The following is a 20,740-nucleotide window of genomic DNA, read 5'->3' as shown; positions in this document are numbered from 1 at the left end:
CGGATTTCTGATGTCGCCGAAGACCTTTCCATTACTGCGGGAGGAAACATCATGACGTCGTCGAATGTCAGCGTGGTCGGTGAGCGGGTCGGTGAGTTCTACGACCAGCTGGTGGGCATGTTCGACGCCTCGCTGTACGGCCCGAACATCCATGTGGGCTTCTGGAACAGCCAGGCGGACACCACCACCCTGGAGGACGCCGCCGACCGGCTCACCGACATGATGATCGAGCGGCTGCGGATCGGCGCCGGCTCCCGGGTCCTGGACATCGGCTGCGGCTTCGGCGGGCCCGCGATCAGGCTCGCGCAGACCACGGGTGCCGAGGTGGTGGGCATCAGCGTCAGCCGTAAGCAGGTCGACAAGGCCAACGAGCTGGCCGAGGCCGCCGGGGTGAGCGGCAAGGTCACCTTCCAGCACGGCGACGCGATGGACCTGGCCTTCGACGACGCCTCCTTCGACGCCGTCTGGATGCTGGAATCCGTGATGCAGATGCCCGACCGGACGGCGGCGCTCGCGGAGGCCGCGCGCGTTCTGCGCCCGGGCGGGCGGCTGGCGCTCACCGACAACTACGAGCGCGAAGAGATATCAGAGGAGCGTCGGCCGGTCATCGAGAACATTCTCCAGCGGTACATCACCCAGCCGCCCGCTTCTTTCGAAGGATACCCGGCGATGCTGCGCGAGGCCGGGCTGCGCTGTACGGAGCTGCTCGATGTCAGCGAAAGCACCACCAAGCAGTCGGTCAGGCGACTCGGTGAGGCCATGGCCCAGAACATGGAGAAGCTGGCGTCCAAGGTCGACCCGAAGGTCTTCGAGAAGTTGAAGCCCGCCGAGGGCGAGAACATGGAAATGCCCGAGCTGGGTTATCTGATCGCCACCGCGCGGCGTCCCGAAACCGCGTAAGTTCTCCCGGCGAACCCGCATTTCCCGGGTTCCCTTCAGGAGTTCACCGAGGGGCGGGCCGGAATCGCGACCCGCCCCTCGGCGTTTCTCTCAATCACCCGCACCACGCGAGGGTCCAGCCCACCGGTGCCATCCGGCCGCCACACCGCGTGGAGCCCGCGTTCGCGGCACCCCTCGGAAGCCCGAACGGGTGGGGCCGTTGTCATACCCCCGCGCTACCTTGCCGCCATGACGGAATTCGTACTGGTGGCGGGTGCCTGGCTGGGGTCGTGGGCATGGGACGGGGTGGTGCCGGAGCTGCACGCGGCCGGACACGGCGTCCATGCCCTCACGCTGTCCGGACTCGCCGAGAAGCAGGGTGTGCAGGCCGGGCAGCAGACCCATGTCCAGGACATCGTCGGCGAGGTCGAGCGCCTCGATCTGCGCGATGTGGTCCTGGTGGGGCACAGCTATGCGGGCATCCCGGTCGGTCAGGCCGCCGAGCGCATCGGCGACCGGCTGGCCCATGTGGTGTTCGTGGACTCCAACGTTCCGGCGGACGCTGAGTCGTTCCTGTCGGCCTGGCCCGGCGGGCGGGCCATGGTGGAGGCGTCGATGGCCGCGAACGGCGGCTTCTGGGCGCCCCTGACCGAGGCCGATTACCACGGCCAGGGGCTCACCGAGGAGCAGATCGCGCGGATCGTGGGCTCCACGCCGCATCCGGGCGCCACGCTGTCCGAGCCGGCCGTCCTGGCGCGCCCGCTCGGCGGGCTGCCGGCCACGTACATCAAGTGTCTGCTGGACGGCGCCGAGCCGACGGACGACGTGGCCGAGCTGCTGAAGAGCGAGCACTGGCGGCTGGTCGAGATGGACACCGGCCACTGGCCGATGTTCTCCCAGCCCCGTGAGCTGGCTCGGATACTGCTCCGGTGTGCCGGGCCATCGTGACGCGGCACTACGCCTGACCGGGTCCCGGGCGGTGTTCGCCCGGGACCCGGTCACCCGCCTCGTGCGAGGCGGAGGCCACGTCGTGTGCTACCGCGCCACCGGTGCGGTCACTCGCACCCGTACCGCCAGTTCCACCCCACGAAGGTGTGCCGCAGCTCCACATCGAAGCGGCAGCTCGCCGTCCCGTCGGCCTTCAACTGGACGTAGGAGTGGTGGGTGTTGTTGTACCAGTCGCCGGTCGGATCGAAGACACCCTGGTAAGCGAAGTCGGCGTGCGCCTCGGAGTTGACCTCGGCGCAGTCGGCGACACAGTCGTCCTTCGCGGTCTGCGAGCTGAGCGACCAACCGGCGTCCCACGGCTCGCGGTTCCACTCCTGGGTGGCCGTGGTGCCGCCAGTGGTGACGCGGCCGTTCGCCGTGTCCCATGAGGAGGCGGTGTACAGGCCCGTCATCCGGATGTTGCAGCAGTCGTACATCTCGTTCCAGCCACGCAGCTGATGCCCGGCAGTGGCGGCGGTGGCGGTGCGGGCCGAGCGCTCCGATGCCGGGCCGTGCTGGACGGAGACCGGTTCCGGCTTGCAGTCGGCGCCTATGGTGATCTGCCCCGAGACGGCCTGGCCGGGCGCCGGAACGGGAAGCTCGCCGGTCAGCCGGACACCGTCACAGGACTTCGGCGCCGGGTCGGACTCCTGGGCCGTCGCCACCGTCGTACCACCCAGGAACGCCACCAGGGAGACGGCCGACACGGCCGCGATACTCAACCGGCTATTCACTTCTCACGCCCTTTGATCCGATGCGATCCAAAACGGGCAGCGCGCCTCGGAACCGGTGCGCCGCCAGGTCACGCGGGTGATCGTAACGGCGGTCGTCCGCGGAAGCGGGGGGCGCGGGAAAGGTTGGCAGGAAGGTGGCACGGCGGCCCCGCCCGGCGGCGCACACGACATCACGCACCTCGGCTGCGCTACACTTCCCGGGTCCTGTTGTCTCCGATAGAGGTGGACGTTGCGTATCTGAGGTTCGCGATCATCGCGCGGTACGGCACAAGCCGTAGCCCGTCACGTCGTAGCCGGCCTTCTCGCCGCCCGTGACCCGCGTGAATGCGACCTCGGTGCATCAGCCGTCCCTCACCCTTCGGAGGGCCGCACCCGTTTTCCCGGCTTGGTCGCCGCGTGGTGCTCGCATACGTAGCCCCTTTTCACAGCGCTTGCGAATGCGAGAACACCATGGCAGCAACCCCCACCCCCAGCGCCTCCGTGACCTGCTCGGCCGTGTCCTTCCAGTGGCCGGACGGCACGAACGTCTTCGACGGGCTCTCGCTAGGCATCGGACGGGGCCGCACCGGCCTCGCCGGCACCAACGGCAGTGGCAAGTCCACCCTGCTGCGGCTGATCGCCGGCCGGCTGCGTCCCGCGCAGGGGTCGGTGACCGTCGGCGGCAGCCTCGCCTACCTTCCGCAGAACATCACCCTCGACACCACTCTCCGCGTCGACCAGGCCCTGGGCATCGCCGAGCGGCGCGCCGCCCTGAGCGCCATCGAGGCGGGAGACGTCGACGAGGCCCACTTCGAGACGATCGGCGACGACTGGGACGTCGAGGAGCGGGCCCTGGCGACACTGGGCTCACTCGGGCTCGGCGATGTCGAACTGGACCGCACCGTCGGCCACCTCTCCGGCGGGGAGACCGTACTACTGCGCCTGGCCGCCCTGCTCCTGGAGCGCCCCGACGTCCTGCTGCTCGACGAACCCACCAACAACCTCGACCTGTTCGCGCGGCGGCGGCTCTACGACGCCGTCGACTCCTGGCGCTCCGGTGTGCTGGTCGTGGTCAGCCACGACCGTGAGCTGCTGGAGCGGGTGGACCGCATCGCCGAACTGCGGTCCGGGTCGGTGACCTGGTACGGCGGCGGCTGGTCCGCCTACCGGGAGGCGCTGGCCACCCAGCAGGAGGCGGCCGCGCGGATGCTGCGGGTCGCCGAGGCGGATGTGCGTCGGCAAAAGCGCGAACTGGAGGAGACCCACATCAAACTGGCACGCCGGCAGCGGAACAGCAAGAAGATGGACGTCGAGCGGCGGGCCCCGAGAATCGTCGCCGGTGCCCGCAAGCGGTCCGCGCAGGAGTCGGCCGGCAAGCTCCGCGACCTGCAGGAAGACCGCCTCCACGAGGCGCGCGAGCGGCGTGAGGAGGCCGCCGAGGCGGTACGCGACGACGCCGAGATCCGGGTGAGCCTGCCGCACACCGCCGTGCCCGCGGGCCGCACCGTGCTCAGCCTGAGTGAACTGAGCCCCCGGTACGGCGCCCTGCGCGACGCCACCCTCCATGTGCAGGGGCCCGAACGCATCGCACTGGTGGGACGCAACGGAGCGGGCAAGACCACACTGCTGCGCACCCTCACCGGCCAGCTCGCCCCGCTGTCCGGGGAGGCCAGGGCTTTCGTGCCGCTGCGGTTCCTCCCCCAGCGGCTGGATGTGCTGGACGACGAGCTGAGCGTGGCGGCGAACGTGGCGCGCCGGGCGCCCGGGATCACCGACAACCAGATCCGCTCCCAGCTCGCGCGCTTCCTGTTCAAGGGGGCGCGGGCGGAACAGCCGGCGGGCACCCTCTCGGGTGGCGAACGTTTCCGGGCCGCCCTCGCGGCCACCATGCTCGCCGCACCGGCCCCGCAGCTGCTGCTGCTCGACGAGCCGACCAACAACCTCGACATGGCCAGTGTGCGGCAACTGAAGAGCGCGCTGGACTCCTACGAGGGCGCGCTCGTGGTCTCCAGCCACGATCTGCCGTTCCTGGAATCGATCGGCATCACCCGGTGGCTGCTGGTCGGCGAGGAGCTGCGGGAGACCGGCGCCGACGAGGTCCGGGATCTGCTCGAGGCGTCGTCCGCGACGGAGGTGACCGACTGAGACCAGCCCGGGCGGGCGGCCCACCTGGCCGCCCGCCCGGGCCGCCCCGAGAGGCGTGGCCACCGGCCCGGGCCGCCCCGCCTCTCCTGCCTGTACACGAAATTCGCGACAGCGAAATCAGGATCTGGAGTCCGCGCAGGTTAAGGCGCAATCAAGGTTCACTCATGCGCCCCGGCATACCTTCGGCAGCGATCTCTTTCACCTGAGATATATGAACATTTAACAGAGGGGGAGGAGGTGGCAACACCGCCGATGTCTTCGCGTCTGGCGAGAATCAGCCCGTCGTGGCGCGGGCTTGCGACTGCTTGTTGACTCTTCAGTAATGAAGTGGCTAATTTCAGCCCCGCGCCGTTTCGCGAGATTCCCGTGCCATACGTTCGACATGCGTGCCCGAATTATCTCCCTTTCCTGCTGCGCTAGCGATTTTCGGAGAAAACATGTCATCCGCCGTGGACGCCGGCGATCTTGTCATCGGCATCACTCCCTTCGGGGAACCGGACGCCAGACTCGCCGCAGCGGTCAGCCGCGCGGGCGGTCTCGGCGTTCTCGACCTGGGAACAACGGGCCGCGAGGCCCTCCAGGCGTGGGAGGACATCGGCGAGTGGGTGGCCGACGGGCGGTACGGCGTGCGGGCCGCGCCGGGCTGCCGCCTCACCCCCGCGGACCTGCCGGACGCCCCGGCCACCGGCAGCCCGGAGGGTGGCGTGCCCGGTCCGCATACGGTGGTGCTCGGGGTGGACTCGCCCTGGCCGGTGGAGGCCGTATCCAGCCGCTGCCGAGTGCTGGCCGAGGTCACCGACCTGGACGAGGCGCTCGAGGCCGTCCGCGCCGGAGCGCATGGGCTGATCGCCCGGGGCAGTGAGAGTGGCGGGCGGATCGGGGCGTTGGGCACCTTCGTCCTGCTCCAGCGGCTCCTCGCCGACCCCCGGGTGTCGTTACCGGTGTGGGCCTGCGGCGGCATCGGCCCACACACCGCCGCGGCGTCCGTACTCGGTGGCGCGGCCGGGGTCGTGCTCGACACCCAGCTGGCCCTGCTCGCCGAATCGGGGCTCCCGGAGGACCGGGCCGCCGCCATCCGCTCCATGGACGGCTCCGAGACCACCGTCCTCGACGGGCACCGCGTCCTGCGGCGCCGGGGGCGCGCCACGCAGCACATCGAGCCAAATCTGACGGTGGGTCAGGACGGCTTCCTGGCAGCCCAGTTCGCCGAGCGATGGCGAGATGTGGGCCGCACCGTCCGGGGTATCACCGACGCCATCCGGGAGTCCGCGCACGAGGCCGGACGGAACGGCTCCGCCGTCTCGGCACTGCGCCCCGGCGCCCCGCTGAGCACCCGCCTCGGCACCCGGCTGCCCATCGCACAGGGTCCGATGACCAGGGTCAGCGACCAGGGCGCGTTCGCCTCCGCCGTCGCCGCCGGGGGAGCGCTGCCATTCATCGCGCTCGCCCTGGCCGGACGAGAGCAGGCGCGCACCATGCTGGAGGAGGCCGCGGCCGCGCTGGACGGACGCCCCTGGGGCGTCGGGGTCCTCGGCTTCGCACCCGAGGAGATCAGGAACGCCCAGCTCGAGGCCGTACGGGAGATCCGCCCCAGCCACGCCATCATCGCGGGCGGACGGCCGTCCCAGGCCAAGGCGCTGGAGCGGGACGGCATCGCCACCTATCTGCATGTGCCCTCGCCGGGGCTGCTGCGCCAGTTCCTCCAGGCCGGTGCCCGGCGGTTCGTCTTCGAGGGCTCGGAATGCGGCGGCCACGTGGGGCCGCGCAACAGCTTCCCGTTATGGGAGGCCCAGATCGCCGTCGTCGAGGACTTCCTCGACGACACCGCGCACGACCCGCGTCATACGGCGAACACCCACGGGACCGACGGCACCGACGGCACCGAGGGCGCGGGTATCGAGATCTTCTTCGCCGGGGGAGTGCATGACGAACGCTCCGCCGCGATGGTGGCCGCGCTCGCCGCCCCGCTCACCCGGCGCGGCGTCGCCATCGGCTCGCTGATGGGCACCGCCTATCTCTTCACCGAGGAGGCGGTGGCGCACGGCGCCGTACAGCCGCTCTTCCAGCGCCACGTGGTGGCCGCCGAGCACACCGTGCTGCTGGAGACCGCCCCCGGCCATGCCACACGCTGCGTGCCCAGCCCCTTCACCGAGAGCTTCGACACCGTCAAGGAACGGCTGCGGAACGAGGGCCTGCCGGACCGGGACGTCTGGGAGCGGCTGGAGCGGCTGAATGTGGGACGGCTGAGGATCGCCAGCAAGGGCATGGACCGCGGGCCCGACGGCGCGTTGACTTCGGTGGACGAGGAGCACCAGCTCAGCGGCGGGATGTTCATGGCCGGACAGGTCGCCGTGATGCGCTCGGCCACCACCACGATCGGCGCCCTGCACCATGCGGTGGGCCCCGGCGCCGCCAACTTCCTCACCGCACGCGCCGAGGAGGTGTGCGAGCGCCTGGGCGTGGCCTCGGCCCCAGCGGCGGCCGAGGCGCCCGCGCCGCTGGACGTGGCCGTGGTCGGCATGGCGTGCATGTTTCCGCAGGCGCCCGACCTCGCCTCGTTCTGGGCCAATGTGGTGGGCGGTGTGGACGCCGTCACCGAAGTGCCCGCCGAGCGCTGGGACCCGGCCGTCCACTACACGGGCGACAAGGACGGTGCCTCCGCCTCCAAATGGGGTGGCTTTCTGCCACCCGTCCCCTTCGACCCGCTGCGCTACGGTATCCCCCCGGCCTCGCTCGGCAGCATCGAACCCGTCCAGCTGCTGGCTCTGGAGGCCGCCCGCCGGGCCCTGGACGACGCCGGATACGGCGCCCCCGGTGACGGCGGCCGGATCTTCGACCGCTCCCGCACCTCCGTGGTCTTCGGCGCCGAGGCGGGCAGCGATCTGTCCAACGCCCAGACGCTGCGCGCCGTCCTGCCACGCTACGTCCGCGAGGTGCCGCGGGACCTGGCGGACCAGCTCCCGCGGCTCACCGAGGACTCCTTCCCCGGCATGCTCGCCAACGTCATCTCCGGGCGGATCGCCAACCGGCTCGACCTCGGCGGCGCCAACTACACCGTGGACGCGGCATGCGCGTCATCGCTGGCCGCCGTGGACGTGGCCTGCAAGGAGCTGACCGCCGGCACCAGCGACCTCGTACTGTGCGGCGGCGCCGATCTGCACAACGGCATCAACGACTATGTGCTCTTCTCCTCGGTGCACGCCCTCTCCCCGACGGGCCGCTCCCGCACCTTCGACAGCTCGGCCGACGGAATCGCGCTCGGCGAGGGCGTCGCCTGCGTCGTCCTCAAACGGCTGGCCGACGCCGAACGGGACGGCGACCGCGTCTACGGCGTCATCAAGGGCGTCGGCTCCTCCAGCGACGGCCGCTCGCTCGGGCTGACCGCCCCGCGCCCCGAGGGACAGCGGGCCGCGCTGGAGCGCGCGTACGCCAATGCCCACCTCTCGCCCGCCGACGTGGGCCTGATCGAGGCGCACGGCACCGGCACGGTCGTCGGTGACCGCACCGAACTCACCGTCCTGGGCGAGGTGTTCACCGACGCCGGGGCCGCGCCGGGCGCGTGTGCGCTGGGCTCGGTGAAGTCCCAGATCGGGCATACCAAATGCGCCGCGGGGCTCGCCGGACTGGTGAAGGCCGCGATGGCGCTGTACACCGGCATCACACCGCCGACACTGCATCTGACCCGGCCCAACGAGGCATGGGACGCGGACCGCAGCCCCTTCGCCTTCCACACCCGGGCCCGGCCATGGGCCGCCGCGCCCGCCGAACGGGTGGCCGGGGTCAGCGCGTTCGGCTTCGGCGGGACCAACTTCCATGTGGTGCTGGCGGCACACGGCCGGGGAGCGCCACCCGCACAGGGGCTGGACGCCTGGCCCGCCGAGCTGTTCCTCTTCCGCGGGGCCGACCGGGCGGCGGCGCTGCGGGTGGTCCAGGAGACACTCGACCAGCTCATGGCCAATGACACGGCAGGACGGCCATGGCGGCTGCGCGACCTCGCGCTGACCGCCTCCCGGCGGGCCGACGCCGGGCAGGAGCCGGTCCGGGTGGCCGTGGTGGCCTCGGACCTGGACGACCTGGCCGCACGATTACGTCAGGTGCTCGCGGGCGATCCGCCGGGCCCGGGGCCACGCGGAACGGACGGGCCGCACATGGCCCCGGACGCGACCGAAGAGGCTGGGGGCGAGCCGCAGCGCGGCAAGGTCGCCTTCCTCTTCCCTGGGCAGGGCAGCCAGCGGCCCGGGATGTTCGCCGACGCCTTCGTCACCTTCCCCGAACTCCAGCGTCAGTTGCGCCACGGACGCGCCTACGCCGACACGCTGTATCCCCCGGCCGCCTTCGACGAGGCCGGGCAGGCCGCACAGCGCACCGCCATCACCGACACCCGGGTGGCCCAGCCCACACTGGGTATGGTCGGGCTGGCCGCGTACACCCTGCTGACCTCCGCCGGGGTCCGGCCCGACATGGCGGCCGGACACAGCTACGGCGAGCTGGTCGCACTGTGCGCCGCGGGCGCCCTCGACCCCCGTACGCTGCCACAGCTGAGCGCCGAGCGGGCGGCCGCCATCCTCGGCGCCGCCGAGACCGCTGGGGAGGAGCCCGGCACCATGGCGGCCGTGACCGCGGCCCCCGGCGAGGTCGAGCCGGTGCTGCGGACGGCCGGGCTCGCCGAGCGCGTGGTGACCGCCAACCACAACGCGCCACGGCAGACCGTGATCTCCGGGCCCGAGCGGGACGTCCAGGAGGCGGTGCGGCTGCTGCGGGCGGCCGGGCACTCGGTCAAACGGATCCCGGTGGCCTGCGCCTTCCACAGTCCGTTGGTGGCCGGGGCCGGTGCACGGTTCGCCGAGGCACTGGCCGGCCATCCGGTGCGGGCGGCCGAGTTCCCCGTCTGGGCGAACCGCACCGCCGCCCCGCACGGCGCGGAGCCGGACGCCATCCGCGCCGAACTCGCCGCCCAGATCGGCGCGCCCGTCCGCTTCGTGGCGCAGATCGAGGCCATGTACGAGGCGGGCGCGCGGATCTTCGTGGAGGCCGGTCCGGGGACGGTGCTCACCCGGCTGGTGGGGGAGATCCTCGACGGCCGTCCGCACCTCGCCCTCGCCTGCGAGGGACGGCGTAGCGGCTCCGCCGGACCGCGGGGGTTTCTCGACACTCTCGCCCGGCTGGCCGTCGCCGGTGTTCCGGTGCGTACGGCCTGGCTGTTCCACGGCCGGGACGCGGTGGCGGCCGGATCCGCCCCACCACCGAAACGGCCCGGCTGGACGGTCGACGGACACCTGGTCCGCACCGCGGACGGTGAGCTCCTTCCCGGTGCGCTGGCACCGGCCCGACGTGTCATGGAGGCGACCGTGAGCCAGACCGATCGGACGGGTGGCGGCGAGTACGAGGGGAGGGACGCCCTGATCTCGGAGTTCCTGAGGACCAGCCGGGAGATGATCGCCGCCCAGCGCGATGTGCTCCTCACCTACTTCGGAGGGGCGCCGGGCGAACGGCACGCGTCGCCACCAGCTCCGGTCGCCACGGCCGCGTCCTTACCCGCCGAGCTCGGCCCGGTGGCCGCCGTACCGGTGGCCACTGCTGCGGTGGCCGCCACCTCAGGAGCCGCCGCGCCGGTGGCCGCCGTGTCTCCTGCCTCTGCCCCGCCCGCACCCGCCACCGGGCCCGATGTGCTGCGCGCGGTCTCCGAGATCATCAGCGAACGCACCGGCTATCCGGTCGACATGATCGAACCCGACCTCGATCTCGAAGCCGATCTCAGCATCGACTCCATCAAACGCGCCGAGATCGCGGGCGAGTTGGCGCGGCGCCTCGGTGTCGCGGGCGCGGACACCGCGGCCCTGGGCGATGAGGAACTGGAGGAGCTGGCCAAGGCCCGTACCACCGCCGCCGTCACCGACTGGCTCACCGCCCGCCTTGCCCCCGCCCCCGCGGCCTCCGCCACACCGCCCGACGAACCGGAGCCGGTGGCCGAGGATGTGGCGGCCGAACCCGTTGCCGTGGTCGAGCCCGTTGCCGTGGTCGAGCCCGAGCCCGAGCCCGTGTCCGGTGTGGCGCCCAAGCGGCTGCGGCTGGTGCCCGCGCCCCTCGGCGCACCCGACGACGGTGCCACCGCACCGCCCGATCTGACCGGCCGGCGCTTCGCCCTGCTCGGCGGGGAGGGTGACGGGGTGGCCGAGGCGGTGGCCGCCCGTCTCGTCGAGCGCGGTGCCGAGACCGTCCGCCTCGCCGCCGGGCATCCGCTCACCGAGGGCGACGGCCGGGTGGACGGTGTGCTGCTGCTCGACCCGCTGGCTACTTCCGGCGCGCCGGTGCTGCCGGAGGCGTTCACGGCCCTCCAGTCGGCCCTGCGGCACGCCCCGCACTGGCTGCTGGCGCTCCGCCGAGCCGACCCGCTCGCCGCGCGCACGGCCGGGTTGCGCGGGGTCTTCCGTACGGTGGCCAGGGAGTACCCGGACATGGTCACCAGGCTGGTGGAGTTCCCCGCCGACGCGGCCGGGTACGCACACGTGGCCGGTTCCGCCGACGCGGCCGGTCCCGCACACGTGGCCGGTTCCACCGACGCGGCCGGTCCCGCCGATGTGGCCGGTTCCACCGACGCAGCCGGATCCCCCGAAGCGCCCGGTTCCGCCGCCGCAGCCAGATCCGCCGAAGCGCCCGTTTCCCCCGAAGCGCCCGGGTTCGCCGCCGCCGTGGCCGACGGCCTGCTCGACGAGTTGCTCGCCCCGGACCGTACGCCCGTCGTGCTGCGCACCGCGGAAGGGCGGCGCCACCGGCTGGACCTCGTGGAGGCCCCGCTGGGCGCGCTCGCCGGTTCGGGCGCCGGGCCCGCCGGGGACGGCGCGGCGGAGGCCGCCGCGCTCGGCCTGGACCGGGACGCGGTGGTGGTCCTGGTCGGCGGGGCGCGGGGCATTACCGCGCGGTGCGCCGCCACTCTCGCGTCCGCCGCCCGCTGCCGGATCGAGCTGCTCGGCCGTACGCCGGAGCCCGTCGGCCCCGAGGACCCGGCCACCGCCGGGGCCCGCGACGAGACGGCCCTGCGCGCGGCGCTTGCGGCCCGGGGCGGGCTGGGGCCCGCCGAGATCCAGCGGGAGGCCGCACGGATCCTGGCGCGGCGGGAGGTCGCCGCGACCATCGAGGAGCTGACCGCCCTGGGCGGCCGGGTCCGCTATCGCTCGGTGGACTTCCGCGACGCCGAAGCGGTGCTCCAGGCAGTGAAGCAGATCCACGCCGACCACGGACGGCTGGACGGTGTCGTCTACGGGGCCGGTGTGATCGAGGACCGGCTGATCGCGGAGAAGTCCGCCGAGTCCTTCCAGCGGGTGTACGGCACCAAGGTGGAGGGGGCCCGGACGCTGCTGGACGCGCTGGCGGAGCTGCCCGAACCCCCGGCGTTCGCCGTGTTGTTCGGCAGCATCGCCGCCGCCCTCGGCAACCGCGGCCAGGTGGACTACGCGGCGGCCAACGACACGCTGGAGACCCTCGGCGCGCGCTGGCGGGACCGCACCGGCCGCCGGGCGCTGACCGTGCACTGGGGCCCATGGGCACCGACTGGCGCCCATGGCGGGATGGTCACACCGGAGCTCGGCCGCGAGTACGCCCGGCGCGGCATCTCGCTCATCGACCCCGAGGAGGGCACGCTGGCGCTGCTGCGCGAGCTGGCCTGGGGCGAGGAGTCCACCGGATCCGTCGTCTACACCGCCTCGGACTGGTGAGCGTGACGGACGAGCAGGCGCACCGGCAGCCGCCGGTGGCCATCGTCGGCATGTCCGTGCTGCTGCCCGGCTCCCCGGACCTGGACACCTACTGGCGCAACCTGGTCGGCGGCGTGGACGCCATCAGCGACGTCCCGGACGGGCGGTGGGACGCCGGTTTCTACGCCCCGGACGGCGGTGGCGACACGCCCGCGGCGCCCGACCGGGTGTACTGCCGTCGGGGCGGGTTCGTGGACGAGTTCGCCAGGATCGAGGCCGCCCGGTTCGGGATCATGCCGAACTCGGTGGCCGGCACCGAACCCGACCAGCTGATCGCCCTGGGCGTCGCGGCGGCGGCCATCGCCGACGCGGGCGGTGAGGACCGGCTCCCCGACCGGCAGCGGGTGGGCGTGGTGCTGGGCCGGGGCGGCTATCTCACCCCCGGGCTGGTCCGGCTCGACCAGCGGGTGCGCACCGCCCACCAGCTCGTACGGACCCTCGGCGAGCTGCTGCCTGACCTCGGCCCCGGCCAACTCGACCTCGTACGGGCCGCGTTCACCGAGCGGCTCGGCCCGGACCGGCCCGAGGCGGCCATCGGCCTGGTGCCCAACCTCGCCGCCTCGCGCATCGCCAACCGGCTCGATCTGCGCGGCCCCGCCTACACCGTGGACGCCGCCTGCGCCTCCTCGCTCGTCGCCGTCGACCAGGCGGTGGGGGAGCTGGCCTCGGGCCGGTGCGATGTGATGCTCGCGGGCGGAGTGCACCACTGCCACGACATCACCCTGTGGAGCGTGTTCTCGCAACTTCGCGCACTGTCACCGAGCCAGCGGATCCGGCCCTTCCACCGCGCGGCCGACGGCCTGCTGATCGGCGAGGGCACAGGTGTGGTCGTCCTCAAGCGGCTCGACGACGCACTCCGCGAGGGCGACCGCGTCTACGCGGTGATCCGCGGCACCGGTGTGGCCTCCGACGGCCGCGCCACCGGTCTGGTCAACCCGGACCCGGGCGGTCAGACCCGGGCCGTACGACAGGCGTGGCGGGCCGCGGGCCTCGATCCGCGCGAGCCGGGCGCCATCGGGCTGCTGGAGGCGCACGGCACCGCGACGCCCGCCGGGGACACGGCTGAACTGGTCACGCTGGCCGAGGTGTTCGGCCCCGGTGGCGCGCAGGGTGAGACGGCCGTCATCGGCTCGGTGAAGTCGATGATCGGCCACACCATGCCCGCCGCCGGTGTCGCCGGTCTGGTGAAGGCCGCCCTCGCGGTCCACCACGGCCGACTGTTGCCCACGCTGCACTGCGACGACCCCCATCCGGCGCTGGCGGCCACCCGCTTCTCGGTGCTCGGCGCGGCCGAGCCCTGGGAGGCGCCCGTACGGCGCGCCGCCGTCAACGCCTTCGGATTCGGTGGGATCAACGCCCATGTGGTGCTGGAGCAGCCGCCGGTGTCGGTGGCGCAGCGCGCCACGACCGTCGTCATCGAACCGGAGCGGGTGCTGGCCCTGGCCGCGGACACCCCGGAGCGGCTGGCCGAGGTGCTGGCGGCGGACGACGTGACCGTACGGACGACGGTGACGGGGCGGGACGCCCGTACCCGGCTCGGCATCGTCGACCCCACCGCCAAGCGGCTCGCTCTCGCCCGGCGCATGGTGGCCAAGGGGCGCCCCTGGCGCGGCCGCAACGACATCTGGTTCACCCCCGCGCCGCTGCTCGGCGCGGGCCCGGCGGCCACGGAATACGCGGCCACGAGAAAGGCGGCCACGGGAAAGCTCGCCTTCGTCTTCCCCGGCCTCGAAGCCGAGTTCGTCCCTCGGGTGGACGGCGTCGCCGAGTACTTCGGGCTCTCCCGCCCCGCCGGGGACCACGTCGGCGAGGCGGCCCGCGTGGGCGACATCGGCCGCCATGGTGTCGGTGTCTTCGGCGTCGGCCGGCTGCTGGACGCGGCGCTGCGGCGGATGGGGGTCGTACCGGACGCGGTCGCCGGGCACAGCGTGGGGGAGTGGACCGCGCTGGCCGTGGGCGGCCTGTACGCGGGTGAGGAGGTCGACGCCTTCCTCGATTCCTTCGACCCCGACGCGCTGCGGGTGCCCGGCCTGGCCTTCGCCGTCCTCGGCGCCGGTGCGCCACGGGTGCTCGCGGAGCTGGAGGCGCGGGCGGACGGCCGGATCGTGCTCTCGCACGACAACGCACCCGGCCAGTCGATGGTGTGCGGACCGCGCGACGATGTCGAGGAGTTCGTCCGGGCCCTGCGCGCCGAGGGCGTGATCGCGCAGCTCCTGCCCTTCCAGTCCGGTTTCCACACCCCGATGCTGGCGCCCTACCTCGACCCCATCCGAGCCGTGACGGAACGCTTCGAGCTGCTCCTGCCGCCCAGGATCCCCGTCTGGTCCGGAACGACCGCCGCACCGTATCCGGCGACCGAGGCGGAGGTGCGCGAGCTGTTCATCCGCCACTTGCTGGAGCCGGTGCGCTTCCGGCTGCTGACCGAGGCCCTGTACGAGGCGGGCTTCCGCGCGTTCGTCCAGGTCGGAACGGGCCAGCTGGGGTCGCTCATCGGCGATACGCTGCACGGCCGCGACCACCTGGTGGTGGCCGCCAACTCCCCCCACCGCGACGGCGTCTCCCAGCTCCGCCGCGTGGCCACGGCCCTGTGGACGGAGGGGGCGGAGGTGGATCCCACGCTGTCGCGTGAAGCCTCGCGCCCCACACCCACGCTTCCTCCGGTGCGGCTGGACTTGAATGGTTCACTGGTCTCGCTCGGCGAGCCACGCCTGAGCGAGCTCCGCAAAGTGGTGGGCAATCGTTCCTCCCCCGGCTATCGCCGGGAGGTGCCCCCTGAGCGGAACGGGTGGGCACCACCCCACCCGCACCCGGCAACGGTGAGCCCACCCCAGGGCACGTCCCCGCACCCGCACGCTCCTTGGACCGCCGAACTACTCGCCCTGCTCGACGAGACCACCACCACCGCGACAGCGGTCATCGCGGCGAGCCGCCCACCGACCCCGCGCACCCACGATCTGCAGGTCTCCACCGAGACCATGCCCTACCTCCATGACCACTGCTTCTTCCCCCAACGCCCCGGCTGGCCCGATGAGTCGGACCGCTGGCCCGTGGTCCCGGCCACCACGATCGTCCAGCACCTCATGGACGCGGCGGAGCACACAGCGGCGGAGCAGACGACCGGAGGCGCTGTGGCCGTCGCCGTCCACGGCGCCCGCTTCGACCAGTGGGTGACGGCGGCACCCCCCAGCACCGTCCCCGTCACCGCGACCCCCGCCTCGGCGGCCCACTACACCGTCACCTTCGGCCGCAGCGCCCGCGCCACCGTGGAAGTCGCTCCCCACCACCCCTCGGCCCGCCCCACCCCCTGGCCCACCGACCCCGCCACCGAGCGCACGCCCGACCACACCGCACCTCTCGTCTACGCCGAGCGCTGGATGTTTCATGGACCGGCCTTCCAAGGGCTCACCGCCCTCACCGCGATCGGCGAGTCGCACATCCGCGGCACGATCACCACGCCCCCCGCGCCCGGAGCGCTCCTGGACAACGTCGGACAGCTCCTCGGCTACTGGATCATGGCGACCCGCACCGAACGGACCGTGGTCTTCCCGGTCGGCATGCGTCTGATGCGCTTCTTCGGCCCGCATCCGAGCCCCGGCACGCCGGTGGAGTGCCTGATCAGGATCACCTCGCTGACCGATACCGCGCTGGAGGCCGACGCCCAACTGCTGATCGGCGGTGAGGTGTGGGCGGAGCTGTCCGGCTGGCAGGACCGCCGGTTCGACAACCACCCCGACACCCGCCCAGTGGAGCGCTTCCCGCAGCGCAACACGCTGTCCCGGCCCCAGCCGGGCGGCTGGGTACTGCTCCATGAGCGCTGGCCCGATCTGGCCTCCCGCGATCTGATCATGCGTAACCACCTGAGCAGCGACGAGCGCACCGCCTATGAACACCAGCCGCCACGCGGCCGCAGACAGTGGTTGCTGGGCAGGATCGCGGCCAAGGACGCCGTACGGCGATGGCTCTGGGACCACGGCGAAGGCCCGGTCTTCCCCGCCGAGATCGGCATACGCGACGACGCCCAGGGGCGCCCGTACGCCATCGGCGTCCACGGCCGGACCCTTCCCGAACTGGCCCTCTCGCTGGCACACCGGGCCGAGGCCGGGATCGCCCTGGTGGTGCCGCGCCGTGCGAACGGGGCCCCGGGCCCCGGTATCGCCATCGAAGAGGTCGCCGACCGCGACGACCACGCCCTCACGGCCGCCTTCGGCCGGGCCGAGCGGGAACTCCTCGCGGCCGTGACGGCCGGGGGCGGTGGATCGCGCGCCCGCTTGGCCACCACCTTCCGGGCCGCGAAAGAGGCGGTCGCCACGGCGGAGGGCACCGGCCCGCGCGCCCGGCCACGTGACCTCACCATCGCCGAGGTACGGCCGGGAGCCGATGACCGCGACGCGGCACCGGCGGTCCGGCTCATCGTCGAGGTGGCGGCCACCGCCCCCGGGCAGCGCCCGTGCCGCTACCAGGTCCACTGCATCACCATCGCCAACCCGCCCGGACTGCCGGACAGGGACTACGCCGTGGCCTGGACGACCGGCCCGGACCACCAGGAACAGGACGAGGAGAGCGACCAGTGACCACCGTCAATCAGACCGTCTCGGCACCCGCCACCGACGCACCGGCCGTGCTCGCGGAGATATCCGGGATGCTCCGGACCATGCTCGACGAATACGGCCTCGACGAGATCGAGGTCACCATGCGGACCCGCTTCACCCAGGATCTGGAGCTGGAGAGCATCGACCTGGTGACGCTGGCCGGCAGCCTGGAGGCCCGGTACGGCAGACAGGTCAACTTCGCCGAGTTCGTGGCGGGCCTGGAGCTCGACGAGATCATCGACCTCGCTGTGGGGCAACTCGTCGAGTACGTCGTCCGGAGCCTCAGGGCAGCCGGGGAGGGCTGACCCATGGCGATGATCGACACCGGCCGCGACACCTGCGACGGCACGGGCAGCGGCACAGGCAGCGGTACGGGCGACGACGCGGACCACGCCACGGATCACGACGGTCCGGATACCGGCCCGGACGGCGTCCGACTGCATGTCCAGCGGCTGTCCCCGCCCGACGGCCGTCCGCCCACCGCCACCGCCGTGCTCATCCACGGTCTGCTCACCGACTCCCTCGCCAGCTGGTACTTCACGGTGGCCCCGGACCTCGCCGCCGCCGGGCTGGAGGTGGTGATGTACGACCAGCGGGGACACGGCCGCAGCGAGCGCCCCGGCTCCGGCTACCGGCTGGACACGTTCGTCACCGATCTGGAACGGCTGCTCGACCGGCTGGACATCACCGGCCCGGTCCATCTGGTGGGCAACTGCTTCGGCGGAACGGTGGCGTTCGCCTACGCCATGCGCCATCCGGAGCGGGTGGCCGGGATCGCGGTGATCGAGGCGAAACCCGCCACCGAGAGCTGGCTGACCGAGATCAGTGGAATCCTCCGGCGCGTCGTCGCCGAACTGGTCGTCCATGAGGCCGAGTCGCTGGCCTGGGTCAGCGCCCACCGGGGCGCCCACACCGCACGGCTGGCCAAGTCGGCCGCCCGCCTGGTCCGTACGACCACCATCGCCGAGGACGTACCGGAGAGCCGGGTGGTGAGCGAGGAGCAGGTCGGCGCGGTGCGCTGCCCGGTGCTGGCCGTCTACGGCGCCGATTCCGAACTCGCCGGGCAGGAGCGCTGGCTGGAGTCGGTACTGCCCGGCACTCGGACCGTCGTCCTGCCGGGACAGGGGCATTCGGTCCTCGCCGAGGCGCCCACGCGCATCCGCGAACTGCTGCTGTCCTGGATCCACAGGTGCGAACCGGGCCCCGGCGCCCCGGCGGCGGGGGCGGCCCTGGAGGCCGATGCCTCATGAGCGAACCCAGCAGATCGCAGGCAGCCCCACCCCGCATACCCCGCCGCTTTCTCTTCGTCGTGCCGCCGCTGGTCGGCCACGTCAACCCCACCCTCGGCGTGGCGGCCGAACTGACCGCCCGGGGACACCAGGTGGCCTGGGCCGGGATGCCCGAGGTCGTCGGGCGGCTGACCGGGCAGGGGGCGACGGTCTACCGCTGCGCCGGGCCGGTGCTGGGCGAGGGCGGAGCGGGCCGGCCACCGGACGTACGCGGACCGGCGGCGCTGAGGTTCCTGTGGGAGCGGTTCCTGGTGCCACTCGCCGAGGCCATGGCCCCGGGCGTCGCCAAGGCCATCGAGGAGTTCCGCCCGGATGTGGTGATCGCCGATCAGCAGACCGTGGCGGGCGGACTGGTGGCCGAACGGCTGGGGGTGCGCTGGGCCACATCCGCCACCACCTCGGCGGAGTTCACGGGCGCGCTGGACGGTCTGCCCAAGATCGGCGCCTGGCTGGATGGGCAAATGGACGAGGTGCGGGGCCGGATCGGCGATCCGGAGAGCACGGCCGATCCCCGGTTCTCACCGGATCTGGTCCTGGCCTTCACCACCGAGGAGCTGGCGGGACGGCCGGCCCGGGCGGGCGACCGCATCCGTTACGTGGGCCCGTCGATCGCCGAGCGGCCGGCCACGACGGACTTCCCCTGGGAGTGGCTGGACCCCGCGCGCCTGGCCGTCCTGGTCACGCTCGGCACCGCGAACACCGATGCCGGGGCGCGCTTCCTCACCGAGTGCCGGGAGGCCGTACGGGCCCGGGCCGGTCGTTTCCAGACGGTCATCGTCGACCCGGAGGGCGTACTCACGCCGGACGGCCCGGATGACGAGGACGTCCTGGTGCGCCGCTACGTCCCTCAACTCCCCCTTTTGGAACGAGTGAGCGCGGTGGTGTGCCACGCGGGCCACAACACGGTCTGCGAAACCCTGTGGCACGGCGTTCCGCTCGTCGTGGCCCCCATCCGGGACGACCAGCCGGTGGTGGCCGCGCAGGTGGTGGACGCGGGCGCGGGCGTCCGGGTCAGGTTCGGCCGGGCGAGGGCGGCCGGGCTCGGCGAGGCGCTGGACACCGTCCTGTACGAACCGGGGTACCGCATCGCCGCCGAGCGCGTCGGGGCCTCGTTCCGCGCGGCGGGCGGCGCCGTCGCGGCAGCCGGACATCTGGAAGCGCTGGCCGCGAAGACCGGTGGCCATGCCACGCCGACTCCCGAGGGGGACCGATGAGCCGCACGTCCGACGCACCACGCACGCCCGCGAAGCCGTCGCGCGCCGAGACCGTCGCCGCGCTGCGCCCCCGTTACCAGGCCGATCTGGCGCGGGGCACCGGGCGGTTCTTCGAACCGCGCCGTACCGACTGCCCCTGGTGCGGCTCGACGCGGCTGAAGCGGCGGCTGCGCACCAGGGACCGCTACCAGAGCAAGCCGGGCCGCTTCGCGCTCGACGCGTGCGCCGACTGCCGCCACGTCTTCCAGAACCCCAGGCTGAACGGCGACGGCCTGGAGTTCTACTACCGCGACTTCTACGACGGGATGGGGGAGATCGAACTCGGCAACCTCTTCGCCGGGCGGGACAAGGTGTACCGGCGGCGCGCGATGTTCCAGGAGCCCTCCGCCGAGCCCCCGAAGACCTGGCTCGATGTCGGCACGGGACACGGCCACTTCCCGGCGGTGGCCCGTACCGTCTTTCCCGCCACCCGCTTCGACGGACTGGACTTCACCGACGGCGTCGAACTGGCCGAGCGGACGGGGCGCATAGACCGGGGTATCCGTGGCAGCTTCCCCGAGCTGGCCGAGGAGAGCCTGGCCGGGAGCTATGACGTGGTGAGCATGTTCCACTACCTGGAGCACAGCACCGATCCGCGCGACGAACTCCGCGCGGCCCGGCGGGCGTTGCGCCCCGGTGGCCATCTGCTGATCGAGGTGCCCGATCCGGAGTGCTGGTTCGCCCGGCTCCTCGGCCGCTTCTGGCTGCCCTGGCTGCAGCCCCAGCATCTGCACTTCCTGCCGGTGGCGAACCTCCGGAAGGAACTGGACGCGCTCGGCTTCACCGTCGTCGCCGAGGAGCACCGCGAACCGTCCGACACCGTCGATCTGCTGGGCGCCGTATGGCTGTCACTGAACGCGGTCATCCCGCCCGATGACGCCCCTTCGCTGCCGCGACCGCCCGGCCGGGCGCGCTGGCTGCTGCGCTGTGCGCTGCTGCTCGCGGCCGTCCCCGCGCTGGTCCTCGCGACCACATTGGACCGGCTGTTGCTCAAGCCGCTGGCGGGGTGGGGGAAGGTGTCCAACGCCTACCGGGTGGTGGCCCGGTGCGATGCCCCGATGTGATGCCCCGGCCCGTCCCGGCCCCCGCTGAGGTGCCCCGCCGAGGTGTCCCCCGGTGAGGTGTCCCCCGGGT

Annotated in this window: 10 protein-coding genes; 9 read left to right on the top strand and 1 reads right to left on the bottom strand. The window is 72.7% G+C overall.

Translation table 11 applies throughout. The annotated features are described in order from the left end of the window. The first annotated feature begins 51 nt into the window (after positions 1-51). On the top strand, positions 52-900 hold the full coding sequence (locus J5X86_RS13575) for a methyltransferase domain-containing protein (protein WP_208516993.1): 849 nt from the start codon (positions 52-54) through the stop codon (positions 898-900). Between the two features lie 228 nt (positions 901-1,128). Next, entirely contained in the window at positions 1,129-1,827 is a 699-nt protein-coding gene (locus tag J5X86_RS13570; RefSeq protein WP_208516992.1) for an alpha/beta fold hydrolase, read from the top strand. Between the two features lie 107 nt (positions 1,828-1,934). On the opposite strand, the gene J5X86_RS13565 is transcribed toward J5X86_RS13570, so the two are convergent. Then, positions 1,935-2,588 (bottom strand): hypothetical protein, encoded by a 654-nt coding sequence (locus J5X86_RS13565; RefSeq protein WP_243980188.1) that lies wholly within the window; start codon positions 2,586-2,588, stop codon positions 1,935-1,937. Between the two features lie 462 nt (positions 2,589-3,050). Between J5X86_RS13565 and J5X86_RS13560 the strand changes: the two genes are divergently transcribed. The 7 genes from J5X86_RS13560 (at position 3,051) to J5X86_RS13530 (ending at position 20,670) form a co-directional block, all read left to right on the top strand. Beyond that, complete coding sequence (locus tag J5X86_RS13560) at positions 3,051-4,724, top strand: ABC-F family ATP-binding cassette domain-containing protein (protein ID WP_208516990.1); 1,674 nt, start codon at positions 3,051-3,053, stop codon at positions 4,722-4,724. Positions 4,725-5,161: 437 nt separating this feature from the next. Continuing rightward, complete coding sequence (locus J5X86_RS13555) at positions 5,162-12,436, top strand: type I polyketide synthase (protein ID WP_208516989.1); 7,275 nt, start codon at positions 5,162-5,164, stop codon at positions 12,434-12,436. Further along, complete coding sequence (locus J5X86_RS13550) at positions 12,433-17,046, top strand: type I polyketide synthase (RefSeq protein WP_208516988.1); 4,614 nt, start codon at positions 12,433-12,435, stop codon at positions 17,044-17,046. The genes J5X86_RS13555 and J5X86_RS13550 overlap by 4 nt, the downstream gene beginning before the upstream one ends. Further along, entirely contained in the window at positions 17,043-17,369 is a 327-nt protein-coding gene (locus J5X86_RS13545) for an acyl carrier protein (protein ID WP_208516987.1), read from the top strand. The genes J5X86_RS13550 and J5X86_RS13545 overlap by 4 nt, the downstream gene beginning before the upstream one ends. A 3-nt stretch (positions 17,370-17,372) precedes the next feature. After that, positions 17,373-18,314 carry an alpha/beta fold hydrolase gene (locus J5X86_RS13540; protein ID WP_208516986.1) on the top strand — a complete coding sequence of 314 codons (942 nt, stop codon included), beginning with the start codon at positions 17,373-17,375 and terminating at the stop codon, positions 18,312-18,314. Continuing rightward, positions 18,311-19,567: a glycosyltransferase gene (locus J5X86_RS13535; protein WP_208516985.1), complete on the top strand. Its 1,257-nt coding sequence runs from the start codon at positions 18,311-18,313 to the stop codon at positions 19,565-19,567. Before J5X86_RS13540 ends, J5X86_RS13535 begins: the two co-directional genes overlap by 4 nt. After that, positions 19,564-20,670, top strand: a complete 1,107-nt coding sequence (locus J5X86_RS13530; RefSeq protein WP_208516984.1) for a class I SAM-dependent methyltransferase — start codon at positions 19,564-19,566, stop codon at positions 20,668-20,670. Before J5X86_RS13535 ends, J5X86_RS13530 begins: the two co-directional genes overlap by 4 nt. The last annotated feature ends 70 nt before the right edge of the window (positions 20,671-20,740 follow it).

Source organism: Streptomyces sp. NEAU-YJ-81 (assembly GCF_017592595.1).
GTDB lineage: Bacteria > Actinomycetota > Actinomycetes > Streptomycetales > Streptomycetaceae > Streptomyces > Streptomyces hygroscopicus_B.
This window is presented reverse-complemented; position numbering and strand designations above follow the sequence as displayed.